At 54.3% G+C, this 14,690-nt stretch carries 14 protein-coding genes; 1 reads left to right on the top strand and 13 read right to left on the bottom strand.

The features are described 5' to 3' along the window. The 4 genes from mukB to cmoM form a co-directional block, all read right to left on the bottom strand. Window positions 1–1,527 (bottom strand): chromosome partition protein MukB (mukB, locus tag RT340_RS15780; protein WP_313377018.1); only part of this gene is annotated, 1,527 nt, incomplete at its 3' end. Beyond that, window positions 1,524–2,258: a chromosome partition protein MukE gene (gene mukE / locus RT340_RS15775; protein WP_097119316.1), complete on the bottom strand. Its 735-nt coding sequence runs from the start codon at window positions 2,256–2,258 to the stop codon at window positions 1,524–1,526. The genes mukB and mukE, both read right to left, overlap by 4 nt. Further along, complete coding sequence (gene mukF / locus RT340_RS15770) at window positions 2,239–3,561, bottom strand: chromosome partition protein MukF (RefSeq protein WP_034820534.1); 1,323 nt, start codon at window positions 3,559–3,561, stop codon at window positions 2,239–2,241. The genes mukE and mukF overlap by 20 nt, the downstream gene beginning before the upstream one ends. Before the next feature lie 11 nt (window positions 3,562–3,572). Continuing rightward, window positions 3,573–4,346 carry a tRNA uridine 5-oxyacetic acid(34) methyltransferase CmoM gene (gene cmoM, locus RT340_RS15765; RefSeq protein WP_211728168.1) on the bottom strand — a complete coding sequence of 258 codons (774 nt, stop codon included), beginning with the start codon at window positions 4,344–4,346 and terminating at the stop codon, window positions 3,573–3,575. Between the two features lie 124 nt (window positions 4,347–4,470). Between cmoM and elyC the strand changes: the two genes are divergently transcribed. Continuing rightward, window positions 4,471–5,256: an envelope biogenesis factor ElyC gene (gene elyC / locus RT340_RS15760; protein ID WP_097119319.1), complete on the top strand. Its 786-nt coding sequence runs from the start codon at window positions 4,471–4,473 to the stop codon at window positions 5,254–5,256. Here elyC and RT340_RS15755 read toward each other — a convergent pair. From RT340_RS15755 to RT340_RS15715, 9 genes are all read right to left on the bottom strand, one after another. Next, complete coding sequence (locus RT340_RS15755; RefSeq protein WP_313377013.1) at window positions 5,236–6,129, bottom strand: YcbJ family phosphotransferase; 894 nt, start codon at window positions 6,127–6,129, stop codon at window positions 5,236–5,238. The genes elyC and RT340_RS15755 overlap by 21 nt on opposite strands. Window positions 6,130–6,239: 110 nt before the next feature. Beyond that, complete coding sequence (gene kdsB / locus RT340_RS15750; protein WP_034820546.1) at window positions 6,240–6,989, bottom strand: 3-deoxy-manno-octulosonate cytidylyltransferase; 750 nt, start codon at window positions 6,987–6,989, stop codon at window positions 6,240–6,242. Next, entirely contained in the window at window positions 6,986–7,168 is a 183-nt protein-coding gene (locus tag RT340_RS15745) for a Trm112 family protein (protein ID WP_007887424.1), read from the bottom strand. The genes kdsB and RT340_RS15745 overlap by 4 nt, the downstream gene beginning before the upstream one ends. 94 nt (window positions 7,169–7,262) lie before the next feature. Next, window positions 7,263–8,480 carry a winged helix-turn-helix domain-containing protein gene (locus RT340_RS15740; RefSeq protein ID WP_313377011.1) on the bottom strand — a complete coding sequence of 406 codons (1,218 nt, stop codon included), beginning with the start codon at window positions 8,478–8,480 and terminating at the stop codon, window positions 7,263–7,265. 23 nt (window positions 8,481–8,503) lie between these two features. Next, window positions 8,504–9,505 carry a tetraacyldisaccharide 4'-kinase gene (gene lpxK, locus RT340_RS15735; protein WP_211728166.1) on the bottom strand — a complete coding sequence of 334 codons (1,002 nt, stop codon included), beginning with the start codon at window positions 9,503–9,505 and terminating at the stop codon, window positions 8,504–8,506. Then, window positions 9,502–11,250, bottom strand: a complete 1,749-nt coding sequence (gene msbA, locus RT340_RS15730; RefSeq protein WP_097119323.1) for a lipid A ABC transporter ATP-binding protein/permease MsbA — start codon at window positions 11,248–11,250, stop codon at window positions 9,502–9,504. Before msbA ends, lpxK begins: the two co-directional genes overlap by 4 nt. A 34-nt stretch (window positions 11,251–11,284) precedes the next feature. After that, window positions 11,285–13,543, bottom strand: coding sequence for a DNA internalization-related competence protein ComEC/Rec2 (locus RT340_RS15725; RefSeq protein WP_211728165.1), 2,259 nt, complete (start codon window positions 13,541–13,543; stop codon window positions 11,285–11,287). 201 nt (window positions 13,544–13,744) lie between these two features. Next, a complete protein-coding gene (ihfB, locus tag RT340_RS15720) occupies window positions 13,745–14,029 on the bottom strand; it encodes an integration host factor subunit beta (RefSeq protein WP_003849360.1) in 285 nt (94 codons plus the stop codon). A gap of 86 nt (window positions 14,030–14,115) precedes the next feature. Then, window positions 14,116–14,690: S1 RNA-binding domain-containing protein (locus RT340_RS15715; RefSeq protein ID WP_313377007.1), on the bottom strand; the 575-nt coding region annotated here is incomplete at its 5' end.

The following is a 14,690-nucleotide window of genomic DNA, read 5'->3' as shown; positions in this document are numbered from 1 at the left end:
ACGCTGGTTAGCCGCATCACGCAGTAAGTCGCGTCCCACTTGCCATGCATCCTGACGGCTCACTTCTCCGGCAATGCTGGTCACCAGCGCTAAGGCCTGCTCAAACTGGCTGTGCGCCGCTTCGGCCACGCTGAGTTTCTGTTCCAGACGCAAAAGCTGCTCAGTGGCTTCTTCTTCGCGTGCCTGGAAGGTTTCCTGCCACTCCGTTGCATTATCGATGGTCAGATCGGGCAACTGACACTGCGCGCGCGCTTTATCCAGCGCCTGCAACGCTTGCTGATACTGAATGGCCCGCGTTTGTTGCACATCGAGTGCCTGCTGGAAATCGGCTAACTGGCTTTTCAGCTCATCCACTTCAATTTCAGCCGCTTCGGCACGCGCTTCATTCTCTTCCTGCACTTCACGGGCTTCCGCCACCACTTCATTCTGTTCTTCGAGGCGGTAAGTCAGCTCTTCGAGATCGGCATCATAGCGCTCGATCTTCTCCTGCTGACGCATGGCTGTCTGGACCAGATTCAGGTGATCGCTGGCGCCTTGATAGTCAGTTTCCAGATCGCTTTCTGCACCGTTGTGCTCAGAAAGTTCACGCGCCATTTCGATGTGGCGATACTGCTCCGAAGCCAACTGGTTACGGCTGGTAAACAGCTCATTGCGCAGTTGCAGTGCCCCATCGAGATGAATGCGACGCTCGTTGGCGTGACGCATATAATCTGCCGACACATAGCTGGTAGCTTCAGAGATCAAATGCTTAAACAGGTCGCGATCGGACTGCGTAACGCGAATCGCTTCCAGCGTCATGCGGTTTTCACGCAGCGCGGCTTCCATATCCTGGAAGGCTTTGCGCACGCCACCATTTTCTGGCAACAGATAATCACGCAGTGAACGGGTGATAGCGCTGGAGATACCGCCGTACAGCGAGGCTTCAATCAGACGATAGAACTTACTGCGGTCGCTGGCGGTGCGCAGACGACGCGGCACCACGCCCAGCTCGAACAGGACGGCGTGGTAATCCGTAACCGAGTTGTACTGACGGAACTGCACGCCTTCCTGCGCTTCAACGCGTTCTTTCACTTCCGCCAGCGGTAATACGCGCGCCTGGCGGCTGTTAAGGATTTCGGTCAGCATATCGGTCGGCTGCGAATCGGTCGGCAGGCCATGAATACTGAAGGGTTTGATATCGACTTTTTTATCGCGTCCAGCAACCTGTTGCAGACGCACGCCGACCACCACGCGCTGATGGCGCGAATTGACCACATCCAGCACCGCATAGCAGACACCCGCGCGCAGTTTACCGTGCAGACCTTTATCGCGAGAGCCCGAGGTGGCCCCCGCTTCGGTGGTGTTACGGAAATGCAGCAAGGTGAGGTCGGGGATCAGCGCCGTGACAAAAGCCGCCATGGTGGTGGATTTACCCGCACCGTTACCGCCGGAGAGCGTGGTCACCAGCTCATCGAGATCAAAGGTACGGGCAAAGAAGCCGTTCCAGTTGATCAGCGTTAGCGAACGAAACTTACCGCGTTCAATCATTCCTGTTCATCCTCCGCGTTATCATTCGCATCGCTTTCAACGTCATTGTCGTTATCTGCATCATCACTCTCGTTGGCCGCGGCTTTGTTCTCCAGCATCATGGCTTCGCCGTCGCGGATCAGACGCAGCTGTGCTTCACGCGCATCGTCACCGCTGCGCACATCCGCACCGAAGCGGAACACCGACTCCATGATGCGGAACTTGCTGCTGTCGTTGCCCGTGTACCACACCATACCTAAGCGGCGCAGGCGGCTGATCGAAGCACGCATTTTTTCCTGCAGCTTGGCCCGATCCAGGTCAGAACCGGTCGAACGCTGGTTTACCAGCTTGAGCAGTTTGCTCTCATCCGCCAGTGACAGCAGTTCGTCATACAGCTCCTGCTGGGTGAAAATCCCCTCATTGGCCAGACGCTCTGGGCTGAGGTAGAGGTAACACAGGATCTTACCGACCATCATATCCAGCTCGGACAGCACCGAGCGTGGAATCAGCGTCGTTGAACGTGGACGCAGATAGAAGAAACCTTCCGGCGCGCGCATCAACTCAACGTTGTAGCGCGCATAAAACTCTTCCAGGTACTCCTGGTAATCCATCAGAAAAGCGTGATTATCCAGTTCCTCAATACCAATGTGGCGTCCCGCGCGTAACTGGCTATCGAGCGCCGGGAAAATCGGGTTTGCCAGTGCCAACGCCAGTTTAACTGGCATCACTTGTTCAATATTTGTCGATGACATGTGCCTGCACCTTGGCTCCGTAATCATTAATAGTCTGCCATTCTGCCGGCAGACCGGCTAAATCAGCTTCGGCGACACCGAGGCGTACTGCCTGATCGATGACGATACGCGCCAAATCAAAGTGGCGCGCACGCGGGTATTGCGCCAGATAATCGCGCATCACCGTAGCGAGATGGAGCGGCTTTTGCTCCAGCTTATAAATCTGCAATGCTTCTTCGATCATCGCGGCAAGCTGCTCACGAATCTCGTTAAACTCTTCGTACTCCATCTCTGGCGGCAGTTCGCCCATCACCTCATCATTACGCAGCGTCATCTCTTCATCGCGCATATCGTAAAGACGGTCGGCATTCGCGTAGGTCAATGCCCAAGGCTGGTCGAAGTAGTTCTGCACCGACAGGCGTAAACGTTGCGCGAAGACGCGGTTCTTATCCATGTCGATAGCGGTACGGATAAATTTATGTACGTGGCGGTCGTAGCCAATCCACAAATCGATGGCCTGCTGACCCCAACTGATGATGCGGTCCAGCTTATTTTGCAGGTCAAACACCAGCTTATCGACAAAGCCCAAATCCGGGCTGCTCAGCGTAGCATCCTGAATGCGCAACAGATTGGCCTGCAATTTGTCACCCGCCGCTTCCAGCGTATCCTGCAGTTCACGCAGTGTGCCGGAGGTTTCGGACAGCAGCAGTTCACAGCTTGAAATCGCGGCACGCCAGTCTTTGTTGAGCAGGTCCGCAATATCGGTTTTCACCGCTTGTTGCTGCTCATCCATCAGACGTTGCGTCATGTCGATGCTGTCAAAAATCTCGGCCACGGAATATTTCAGCGGGGCAAAGACATTGCGATGCCAGTGGAATTCGTCACCGTCTTCTTCGGCGGCATCTGCGGCGCGCTTCAGTTCTTGCGCCACAATCGACAGCTGCATTGACAGGCGCAGCGTGGAAAATTCACGCTGGCGAATGTAGTAGTCGGTAATGCCGATGGCCAGCGGCGTCAGACGGTAAATCGCGTGGCCTTCAGTGAGCTCACTGGTAAAGCGATTGAGCAGACGCTGACGCACCATGTCATTGATGGCGTTGTTGGCACGCACCTGCACGGTTTCATGGGTTTGCTCAAAGGCTTTACTGACGTGACGAAACGCATCGATCAGTTCACCTTCACTCATTTCACCGTCCATGCGCTCACCGTTTAAGGTGGCGATAGCCAGCAAAAAAGCCAGACGTTCTACCGGCAACGCAAGTGAAAAGTCATTCTTGCGCGCCCATGCCACCAATTCGGGGACCGTCTGGGAAAATTCGCTCATAGTTGATCCTTCTACCTGGGTTTGCGCGCGGTCACGTGGATATAGCGCCCTAAACTTAAAAAGGGCTCCTGACGACAGTAGCGCCGTTCCATCTCAATAATCTCTTCAACGCTTTTGACGACGCCGGGCGGTGGCGGTTTCATGTAATCACAAAACACGCGAATGCCTGCACGCTGTTCAATTTCAAAGCCCGCATCACTTAACCAGCGATTGACGTCCTGAGGATCGCGCGGGAAATCCGGTGACAGCGTACGCTTTTTGCGTTTGGTCATATTGGCACGCAGATAGCCGAAATTGCCGAGTTGCAGGGTGCGGAACGTCAGGGCATGCGCATTGTAAAACATCAACGACAGCACGCCACCGGGCTTCAGCGTGTGCCACAAGGCACGCAGCACCACTTCCGGTTCTGCCACCCACTCCAGCACAGCGTGAAACAATACCAGATCAACCGGCTGATCCAAATGTTCGCCCACCTGCTGCGCGCTAATTTGTTTGAATTGCATGTTGTGGCTCACACCCTCGGTGTGCGCATGCGCTTCAGCCAGCTTTAACATCTCCGCGGAGAGATCGCACAACAGCACCTGATGGCCACGTGCCGCTAATCCACAGGAGATTTGTCCTACGCCACCGCCGGCATCCAGCACTGACAGTGCGCCTTCAGGCAGTGTCGGTAACAGCGCATCCAGTTCGTCCCACAGGATCGCCTGCCGTACCTGCCCTTTGCGGGTGCCATAAATGTTCTGCGAAAATTTGTCCGCCAGATCGTCAAAGTTACGATCCTGCATGATGATGGCTCCACTGTGCTGCATTCAACTTGTGCTATTTTGTCACAGGCTCAACAAGAATGAACCTTTCACGCCACAGTAACTGTCTGGCTGCTGTTTTTTCGGACAAAAGGAGCAAATTTCGATGTTTTTTGCCTTAAAGAAATGGATTGGCGCGATGTTATTACCTTTACCACTGCTGTTGTTGCTCATGGCAGTAGGACTTTTACTTCTCTGGTTTAGCCGTTGGCAAAAAGGCGGCAAAATCCTGATCTCTCTGAGTTGGCTGCTGCTTTTATTGCTCAGCTTGCAACCCGTTGCCGATCGTCTGTTGCGCCCCATCGAACAGCATTATCCAACCTGGAACGGTAGCGAACCGGTGGATTATATCGTCGTGCTGGGCGGTGGCTACACCTTCAATCCGAATTGGGCACCAAGTTCTAATTTGCTCAACAACAGCCTGCCGCGCGTAACAGAAGGTGTGCGCCAATGGCGTCGGAATCCACAAGCAAAAATGATTTTCACTGGCGCTGCTGCTGGATACAACCCCCGCAGCAACGCCAGCGTGGCGGCAGAGGTAGCCGAAAGTCTGGGAGTGCCACGGTCGGCGATTATCACGCTGGACCAACCACATGATACGGGCGAAGAAGCGCTGGCCGTCAAACAAACTATCGGCAATCACCCTTTCCTGCTGGTCTCATCGGCGAACCACTTGCCACGTGCAATGCATTTTTTCCTGAGCGCAGGTCTGAACCCCATCGCCGCACCGGCCAATCAGCTCGCGATTACCTCGCCAATCAGCGCCTGGGACCGCATGTTGCCATCGCCAATGTGGCTGGGTCACAGTGAACGTGCGATTTATGAAACCCTGGGCCAGATTTGGCAACGGCTGCGTGGCGATGATTTGCTGTCATCCGAGCCAGGGAAGTAACTGCTCGCGGGCATGATCAAAGCGCGGACGGTCAAACTGTCCGCTGCTTACCAACGTATCGACACAATCCCATAGCTGATACAGCCAGCGCCGCCAGATAAAGCCTTCAGAAACCGGCGCGCGTTGCAGGTAATGCTGCAGCAGTGAGGCTTCAGCCCCGCTATCTGCCAGCCGGATTAATTCATACTCACGCGGAGCCCAGAGAATATTGCCTGGCTGCATCATCGCTACCAGTTGGTCACTGCATGCATCTTTCAGCATGCTGGATAAACGCAGGTTGCCGTGCATCAGCACGCAGGGATCGTCGAAGTCTTTGAAGAGATGAGTTAACTGCTGTCGGCTGCGGTACAGGATCTGCCGATCTTCCAATGTGAAAAATGGCGGTGACAGATAGCCCAACGTGGCCCACAGCACCTCGATGCGCTGGCGATACCAGGCTGGCCAGTTGTTTTCCTGGACACTATCAACCCTTCCCACTAATCCGTGGCTGTCGATACGGTGCCAGCCGAGTACACCCTCGACAATTTGCTCACACAGTTGCTCCCAGCGCACGGCGGTGCGCGCTGGCGCTTCGGCGGAGACGCCATTGAATCGCGCCATCAGTAGCATTTCATGTACCGGCGGCTGCTGACTCAGCACCAGGCCAAAAACCGCAGGTACTGTGACCAGTCCCTCATGGCCCAACATGGTGAGTTTTTTGGCTTCCAGCGCCGCACGGCCTTGATGACGAAAATACTTCGCCACCAGCGGCATCGGTTTACCGTCGTTGTCATAGAGTGCGTACAGCCGCGACTGCGCCTGTTCGCTAATGGTTTCGAGGCGGCTGATACCTTCACCCAGTATCAACGCCAGTTCTGAACGGAGCTGTTCCATGCGTTATCCTCCGCAGTCAATTGACTTCACTATCCTGGAGGTCATGGTGGCGCGAAACTTAGCGCCAGATCAAACTTTATGGCCAGCGCGAGCGGCTGGCCGGTCGGGCTTTACCCCTGCATGGCCGCACGAACACGGACCAGATCCTCTGGTGTGTCCACGCCAACACTTGGCACGGTTTGCGCTACGGCAACGTGAATCTTCTCGCCGTACCACAGCACGCGCAACTGCTCCAGCAATTCAATGTGCTCTAACGGGCAAGGTTCCCACGCAATGTAACGACGGATAAAGCCAGCGCGATAGGCGTAAATGCCAATGTGACGCAGCAAAGTGTCACCAATCTGTTCGCGCGATTTCGCATAGCGCTCGCGATCCCATGGAATGGTGGCGCGTGAGAAATAAAGCGCATAGCCTTTCGCGTCCATCACCACTTTAACCGCATTGGGGTTAAACGCTTCTTCAGCGTCGGTAATCGGCACGGCTAATGTCGCCATCCCTGCATCAGCCTGCGCCAGATTATCGGCGACCTGACGTACGATTTCTGCCGGAATCATCGGCTCGTCGCCCTGCACGTTGACGATAATGGTGTCATCGGCAAACTGATATTTCTCAATCACTTCTGCCAGGCGCTCGGTGCCCGACTGGTGATCCGCGCGCGTCATGCACACTTCGCCACCGGCAGCGGTTACCGCTGCAGCAACCTCGGGGTGATCGGTCGCCACAATTACGCGATCGGCGCCCGACTCGCGTGCGCGCTCCATCACGTGTATCACCATCGGTTTACCGTGAATATCCACCAGCGGTTTGCCGGGCAGGCGCGTTGATGCATAACGCGCCGGAATGATGGCGACGAAACTCATGGATGGATCTCTTCAACAGACAGCGTACGCGCTTCCACTTCGAGCAATACCGGAATGCCATCGCGCACCGGGTAAGCCAGGCCGTCTGGTTTACAAATCAGCTCCTGCTGCTCTTTGTTGAAATACAGTTTTCCGTTGCAAACCGGACAGGCAACAATCTCAAGTAAACGGTGATCCATAATTTTCTCCTTTCAGCACCGATTTGTCAGGCGCCTAGCATACCATAGCGCACCCGAAGCACAGTGCGCCGGGCGCGGCATTATTACGATGAACTCAATCGTTGATAACCCAACGATGCGTCCAGGCAGCAAGCAGTTCGGCTGGGACATTTTCAACGATGACCTCATCGGCACCTTGCCACTGTGCAAAGCGACTGATGGCTTTTTGCACATCATTCATAAAGGCCTGGGTAACACGCACGCCGGGCTCAAGCCAAAATGCACGAATAATCAGCTGCTGTGCCTGGCGGTCCATCTTTGCATCAATACGCGCTTTGAGTGCACCTCGGTGTAACACCGGCAGAACAAAGTAACCATAGACGCGCTTCTCAGCAGGGGTATAGCACTCAATGCGGTAATCGAAATTAAACAACTCCAGAGCGCGCCGGCGATCCCATACCACCGGATCGAACGGTGACAACAAGGCCGTGTGGGTGGCGCTGGGCATTTTATCCAGCAGAGGTAACAAGCTCTTATGCAGCCACATCTCACCGAGCTGTTCTACCTCAACGCACACGATTTCGCCTTGTGCTTCGGCATCCTTAATCCAGGATTGCAGGGGTGCACGCTTCAGCCGATAGTAATCGGCCAACCAACTGGCACGAAAAATACCGAGACTGCGGGCACTGTGTCGTAGCATCGCCAGTACCGCATCAGATTCACTCACTGCATGCTGTTCGTCATCCCAATCAGGCATCACGCGGGTGCGCAGATCGTACACCCGCTGGAAGTTACGTCGTTCGACCACCATTAACTCACCTGCGCTGAACAAGTTTTCCGGATGCCGCTTGTGGGGTTTCCAGGCCCACCAGCCGGGTTTAGTGTGCTTATCACTGGTAAAATCAGCCGCGCGTACCGGGCCATTTTCGGCGATGTGATTGAGTAAGGCAGCGATTTCCTGCTGATGTTCGTTTACCCACTGCTCGTTATATTTCCATCCCAGCCGCTGCGGCTCCAGCATGCGATGGCGTAGCAACGGGTAATCTTCGAAGGGGATGAAACAGGCTTCGTGCGCCCAATACTCAAAAAGCGCACCGGAGGCCAATGTTTCTTCCAGCCACTGTGTGGGATAAGCGCCAAGGCGGCTGAACAGCACCAGATAAGGGCTACGGGCGACGACATTGATGGTGTCGATTTGCAGTAATGACATCTGCCGCACGCAGGCATGGATATCGGACAGGCGGGCGCGGCGGCTCGGTGGGCGTAACAACCCCTGAGCAGCCAGGTGTAAATGACGAGCAGTTTGGAGTGAAAGGGAAGATGTTGTGGTCATGACTCGATTCCCTTTGAGCAGGTTTAGCGCGAACGGGTGTCGCGCGCAGTCGTGCAGAGTTGGGTCACATCGGCGAGTAAAGCATCCAGGGACGCCCCCGACAGATCGGCATCAACCGGTAGATACCACCAGTTGTCACGTGCAAAACTACGGCATTTCACTGCGTCTTTTTCGGTCATCAGCAGGCATTGATGAGTCTGCGTCAAACGCTGTAACTCTTCTTTGCTATAAGCATGGTGATCGGCAAACGCGATTTCTGCCACCGGCTGGATGCCGTGCTGTTGCAACGTTTTGAAGAACCGCGGCGGATGCCCAATGCCGGCCATCGCCACCGTTTCTGGCAATTGATCGAGGTTGGCTGTCTCACCGTTCACCAGATTGATCGCCTTGCCGGGACGCAACGTCATGGCGATCTCACCGGCTTGCGCCTCTCCACCATTGACGATGATGGCATTGACGCTTTGCAGCCGGGATGCGCGCTCACGCATCGGACCTGCGGGCAGCCACCAGCCATTACCGAAGCGACGGACACCATCCACTACCACAATTTCACGATCGCGCTGCAACGCGTAATGTTGCAGCCCGTCGTCGGTAATAATCACATCCAGTTCCTGTGCGGCCAGCAGTCCTTCTACCGCCATACGGCGTTGAGGCGCGACGGCTACCGGCGCCTGAGTACGCTGCGCGATTAATACCGGCTCGTCGCCGGCTTGTGATGTCGGGGTATCGGCCGTCACCAGCAGTGGATAACGCTCAGCCTTTCCACCATAGCCGCGTGAGACAACGCCAACGCGCAGGCCACGCTGTTGCAGTGCCTGAACCAGCCAAATCACCACCGGCGTTTTACCGTTGCCGCCAGCCGTCAGATTACCTACCACAATCACCGGACAGGGCGCACGCCAGCTTTTACGCCAGCCACGCTGATAGCTGAGGCGAATCAAACTGCTGATTGCGCCATACAGCAAACTCAGTGGCCACAATAGCAGCCACAGTGGCGAGCGCCCGCTCCAGATGCGTTCAATCATTGACCAAACTGCAGTTTGTGAAGCTGTGCATAGGCACCCTTTTCGGCCAGCAACACGCTGTGCGTACCGCGTTCAACGATACGACCATCCTCAACGACCACGATTTCATCGGCTTTTTCGATGGTCGACAGGCGGTGCGCAATCACTAGCGAAGTGCGGTTTTTCTGCAGCTCATCCAGTGCGGCCTGAATCGCGCGCTCGGATTCGGTATCCAGTGCTGAGGTCGCTTCATCAAGGATCAGAATCGGGCAATCACGCAGCAATGCGCGCGCGATGGCGATACGTTGACGCTGGCCACCTGACAGCAACACGCCGTTCTCACCAATCACGGTATCCAGACCGTTATCCATCTTCTTAATAAAGTCCATGGCGTGCGCCATAGTCGCTGCCTGTTCAATCTGCTCGCGGGTGTATTCTCCATTGCGTGCATAAGCAATGTTATTGGCAATGGTGTCGTTGAACAGATGAACATTCTGAGATACCAGCGCCACCTGATTACGCAGCGAACGCAGGGTGTATTCACGCAGATCGTGGCCATCCAGCAGAATTTCACCGGAGTCGATATCGTAGAAACGGGTCAATAGGCTCGCCATGGTCGATTTACCCGATCCTGAGCGTCCTACCAATGCCACGGTTTTGCCCTCGGGCAGTGACAGATTGATATCACGCAGCGCCGGGACTTCACGGCCAGGATAGGTAAAGGTCACATTGCGGAATTCGACATCGCCTTTGGCACGCGTGATTTCACGCTTGCCATTATCGATTTCCTGTTCGCTATCCAGAATTGAGAACAAGGTCTGACAAGCAGCCATACCGCGCTGGAACTGGGCATTGACGTTAGTCAGCGACTTCAGTGGACGCATCAAGGCAATCATCGATGAGAACACCACAGTGATGGTACCGGCGGTGAGAGTTTCCATCACGCTGGGGAAACTGGCGGCGTAGAGCACAAATGCCAGTGCCAGAGAAGCAATCAGCTGAATGACCGGATCGGAAATGGAAGATGCCGAAACCAGTTTCATGCCCTGCTGGCGCATTTTGTTGCTCACCTGGGAGAAACGCTGTGCTTCAACATCCTGACCACCAAAGATCAGCACCTCTTTGTGCCCTTTCAGCATCTGTTCAGCACTGGTGGTGACTTGTCCCATGGTGTTCTGCATGTTTTTACTGATGCTGCGGAAGCGTTTGGACACTGTGCGAATCGCAAAGGAAACAATTGGCGCAAGGACAATCAAAATTAATGACAGCTGCCAGCTGTAGTAGAACATCATGATAAACAGGCCGATGATCGAGGCGCCTTCACGTACGACCGTCACCAGTGCACTGGAAGAGGACGAAGCAACCTGCTCGGAATCATAAGTGATGCGTGACAGCAATGTGCCGGTTGATTGCTGGTCAAAGAACGCCACGGGCATGCCCATCATGTGACCAAACAAGCGGCGGCGCATATTCATGACCACGTTGCCCGATACCCAAGAGATGCAATAACTGGAGATGTAGCTGGTCACGCCACGCACCAGCATCAGGCCAATCACCACCAGTGGCATCCAAAGCATGACGGAGCGGTCGGCCTTGCCGAAGCCATCATCCAGTAAAGGTTTCAACAGCGACAGCATTAAGGTATCGCCGGCCGCATTGAGAATCAGCGCCACCGCAGACACAAACAGTCCTGCTTTGTGCGGCGCAATCATCGGCCAGAGTCGGCGGAACGTCTGCCACGTTGAGAGATCTTTGTCTTGATGCATTATTTATTCACGCTGTTTGAAATAGCCGCTCATTCTACCTGGATTCACGTTTGACGCCAAACCACTGATGATACCAGCGAGGTTTTATTTGCTCCCTCAATCCCTTAATCTGCCATTCACCCTGCCGAATACCAATGTGGACCTGCCCGGATTGTGCCGTGTCATACCAGAGATAGCCCTGCTGGCGATAGCGTTCAACCACCGCTACGGCAGGCATGCGCCAGGCGTTATAGCGCGCCACCGACGCCACCGCGCCCTTTCCTGCAACACTACGTAACAGTAAAGGCCCCGAAGAGGTTCGGCTACCATGATGAGGGACCTGCATTAACGTGCTGGTGAGCTGGGTTTTCTCTAATGCCACCAATTTTCTTTCTGCTTCTGACTCAATATCCCCGGTGAGCAGCAGGCTGACAGCTCCATCGTCTACGCGTACGACACAAGAGTCATTATTTTGCCCTTGCGTATTCCCTGCGGGCGGCCAGAGTGCCGTAAAGGTCAGTTTGCCCCATTGCCACTGCTCTCCTCGCTGACAGGGTAAATGTCCCGCTTCACCCAATGCACTGCGGATCATCATATTGGGATTGGCCTGATGCAGTGAATTCAGCCCACCCCGATGATCCAGATGCTTATGACTTACCACCACCGTGTTTAGCTGTCGTCCCTTATACAGTAACCATGGCAGTATCACACGCGCGCCCGCATCATCTTCATTCCAGCGTGGACCCGCATCGTACAACACCACTTCATTACCCTGTGTAATCGCGATCGCCAGACCATGGCCCACATCCAGCACATCAATCTGCCAGTCATCTTGTTCAGACTGATGACGCCATAACAGAAATGCCAGTGCGCAGCCGCAGCAAAGCATCAGCGTGTTATTCAGCAAACCACTGCGCCACATAAATAAACCGCCCCATAGCAGGGCCACTGCCGGCAAGGCATCATTTAACGGCCACCATCCTGCTGGCAAGTATGCCAGGCCCTGCATCACCTGATTGACAGAAAAATCCGCCAACCGCCACAGTACCGAAGCGATGGGTTGTATGGGCAGCAAAAGCGCCAGCAGTATCAATGGCACGGTGAAAAGCGATACCACAGGCACCGCGATGAGGTTAGCGGCCAGTGCACTGAGGCTGATTCCCTGAAATAAAAAAATTTGCAGAGGAGCCATCAGTATCATCATGCCGAGTTGTAAGTGCAGCAATCTCAGCGGCAGCCAGCGCCAGGCCTGACGGTATCGATCCGGCAAGGCAAACCACTGGAACCAGATGATTAACATGGCGACGGCAAGAGCAGAGAGCCAAAAGCTTGCAGATAAGACGGTGAGGGGATCAAGCCAAAGCAGTACACCCATGCACAGTGTCCAAATCTGCCAGCCTGTTAACTGCCAGCCAGCGATTCTTATCGTTGTCCACAGTAGTAGCGCGACCAGCGCGCGCTGTGCTGGCGCATGGCTGCCCGACAGCCAGCAGTAGATTGTCGCGGTAATGATGCTCCCCATCAGTGGCAGCAGATAACCGATGGTGTGCGCAGGCTGCAGCAGCTGCAAGCCACGAACCAACATCCAGCCAACGCTGGCCGCAAGCGCAATATGCATACCGGAAATCGCCATTAAGTGTGCGGTTCCGGTCTCACGTAATAATTGTCGCTGAGTTTTGGTCATGTTCTCACGTTCGCCAAAAGCCAGCGCCTGCAAAATGGCAGGTTGTTGCAGGTGTTCAAAAAGAGGTTGATGATGGCGCATAACCTGCGTTCGCAAATTACAATCTACCGATTCCGCCAGCTGGTTAATGATTCTCCCCTGCAAAGGCGTATGGTTTGCCAGCGCAAAACGTTGAGCATCAAACCCGCCTTCATTCAAGCGACCATGCACTGCACGCAAACGTAAGGTCATTTTCCAGCGCTGCCCTGCACAATACCCCGATACACCTGGCTCCGCATTGATACTGACAAACAACGGCGGGAACTGATATCGCTCACCCACACGGATAATCTGGGCTTTAAATTGCTGTTGATTTTCCTTCACATCAACAATACGCAGCGTCACTTCGGCTGGCGCCATTGAAAACTGGTCAATCACATTCAGCATCTGTCTCGCTTCCAATAGCGCCCACGCCAGAAGCAGGATACCCATGCCAATAAGACGCAGCCCAGCCCAAGGCAGGGATGCCACAATAAGTGCTAGTAGCACCATCACAGCGATCATTTCCATGGTCGGTATTTGAGGTAACAAACCCAATGGTAGCGCCGCCAGGATCATGATTCTGGCTACTGCAATCCCTGTTATACGCATCACTTTTCTCCCGCAATGGGCACCAGTTTGCGTGCAATTGGCAGGAATAGCTTTCAGGAATGGGGAGAGCTGGATTGCGGATGCCAAAAAATCGAAGTGGCTTTCATTGTTGATGTGGGTTTAGGAATCAGATTCACAACAACGAATTTAGAGCAAAAAAAAACGACACCCAGAGGTGTCGCTTTGTCGTTCGGTAACGGCTTAGCCGTAGATATTTGCACGGTCACGCAATTCTTTGCCCGGCTTGAAGTGGGGAACGTATTTACCTTCCAGATCCACTTTGTCGCCCGTTTTCGGGTTACGACCAGTGCGCGGTGCGCGGTAGTGCAAAGAAAAGCTGCCGAATCCCCGGATTTCAATGCGCTCGCCCTGTGCCAACGTGGTGGCCATGTGCTCAAGCATCTCTTTAACTGCATCCTCAACGACTTTCGCCGGAATATGAGTATGCTGTCCAGCAAGTCTTTCAATAAGTTCTGACTTGGTCATGTAACCTCCGGTTAATCCTTAATGGGAAAGGTATGACAGCTTTTACCGAAACCGGACGACTTACATCGTCCGGTGCCTCGGGTCGATTACTCGCCTTTAGCCGCTTTGAACGCTTCAGCCATAGCGCTAGAGAAGTTGCTTTCTTCCTGTTTGGTGTTAACAGTGTTGATAGCTTCTTTCTCATCAGCCTGGTCTTTAGCACGAACAGACAGGCTTACAACGCGGTTCTTACGGTCAACGCCGGTGAACTTAGCTTCAACGTCGTCACCAACACTCAGAACCAGAGTTGCGTCTTCGATACGGTCCAGTGAAGCTTCTGAAGCGCGCAGGTAACCTTCAACGCCATCAGCCAATTCTACTGTAGCACCTTTAGCGTCTACTGCAGTTACTTTACCGTTAACGATAGCGCCTTTCTTGTTCAGGGTGATGTAGTTGTTGAATGGATCTTCAGCCAACTGCTTCACGCCCAGAGAGATGCGCTCGCGCTCTGCATCAACCTGCAGTACAACAGCAGCGATTTCGTCGCCTTTTTTGTACTCACGAACGGCTTCTTCGCCAGTCGCGTTCCAGGAGATGTCTGACAGGTGAACCAGACCGTCGATGCCACCGTCCAGGCCGATGAAGATACCGAAGTCAGTGATTGACTTGATTTTACCTTCAA

This window comes from Pantoea sp. CTOTU50773 (assembly GCF_032082325.1).
Lineage (GTDB): Bacteria > Pseudomonadota > Gammaproteobacteria > Enterobacterales > Enterobacteriaceae > Pantoea > Pantoea communis.
Note: the sequence above shows the minus strand (reverse complement) of the source record. Positions and strands in the feature narration are given on the sequence as shown.

Bases quoted from the DNA above. Each gene is read 5' to 3' on its own strand.
- mukE (WP_097119316.1), bottom strand. From the start codon at position 2,258: ATGTCATCGACAAATATTGAACAAGTGATGCCAGTTAAACTGGCGTTG.
- mukF (WP_034820534.1), bottom strand. From the start codon at position 3,561: ATGAGCGAATTTTCCCAGACGGTCCCCGAATTGGTGGCATGGGCGCGC.
- cmoM (WP_211728168.1), bottom strand. From the start codon at position 4,346: ATGCAGGATCGTAACTTTGACGATCTGGCGGACAAATTTTCGCAGAAC.
- elyC (WP_097119319.1), top strand. From the start codon at position 4,471: ATGTTTTTTGCCTTAAAGAAATGGATTGGCGCGATGTTATTACCTTTA.
- RT340_RS15755 (WP_313377013.1), bottom strand. From the start codon at position 6,129: ATGGAACAGCTCCGTTCAGAACTGGCGTTGATACTGGGTGAAGGTATC.
- kdsB (WP_034820546.1), bottom strand. From the start codon at position 6,989: ATGAGTTTCGTCGCCATCATTCCGGCGCGTTATGCATCAACGCGCCTG.
- RT340_RS15745 (WP_007887424.1), bottom strand. From the start codon at position 7,168: ATGGATCACCGTTTACTTGAGATTGTTGCCTGTCCGGTTTGCAACGGA.
- RT340_RS15740 (WP_313377011.1), bottom strand. From the start codon at position 8,480: ATGACCACAACATCTTCCCTTTCACTCCAAACTGCTCGTCATTTACAC.
- lpxK (WP_211728166.1), bottom strand. From the start codon at position 9,505: ATGATTGAACGCATCTGGAGCGGGCGCTCGCCACTGTGGCTGCTATTG.
- msbA (WP_097119323.1), bottom strand. From the start codon at position 11,250: ATGCATCAAGACAAAGATCTCTCAACGTGGCAGACGTTCCGCCGACTC.
- RT340_RS15725 (WP_211728165.1), bottom strand. From the start codon at position 13,543: ATGCGTATAACAGGGATTGCAGTAGCCAGAATCATGATCCTGGCGGCG.
- ihfB (WP_003849360.1), bottom strand. From the start codon at position 14,029: ATGACCAAGTCAGAACTTATTGAAAGACTTGCTGGACAGCATACTCAT.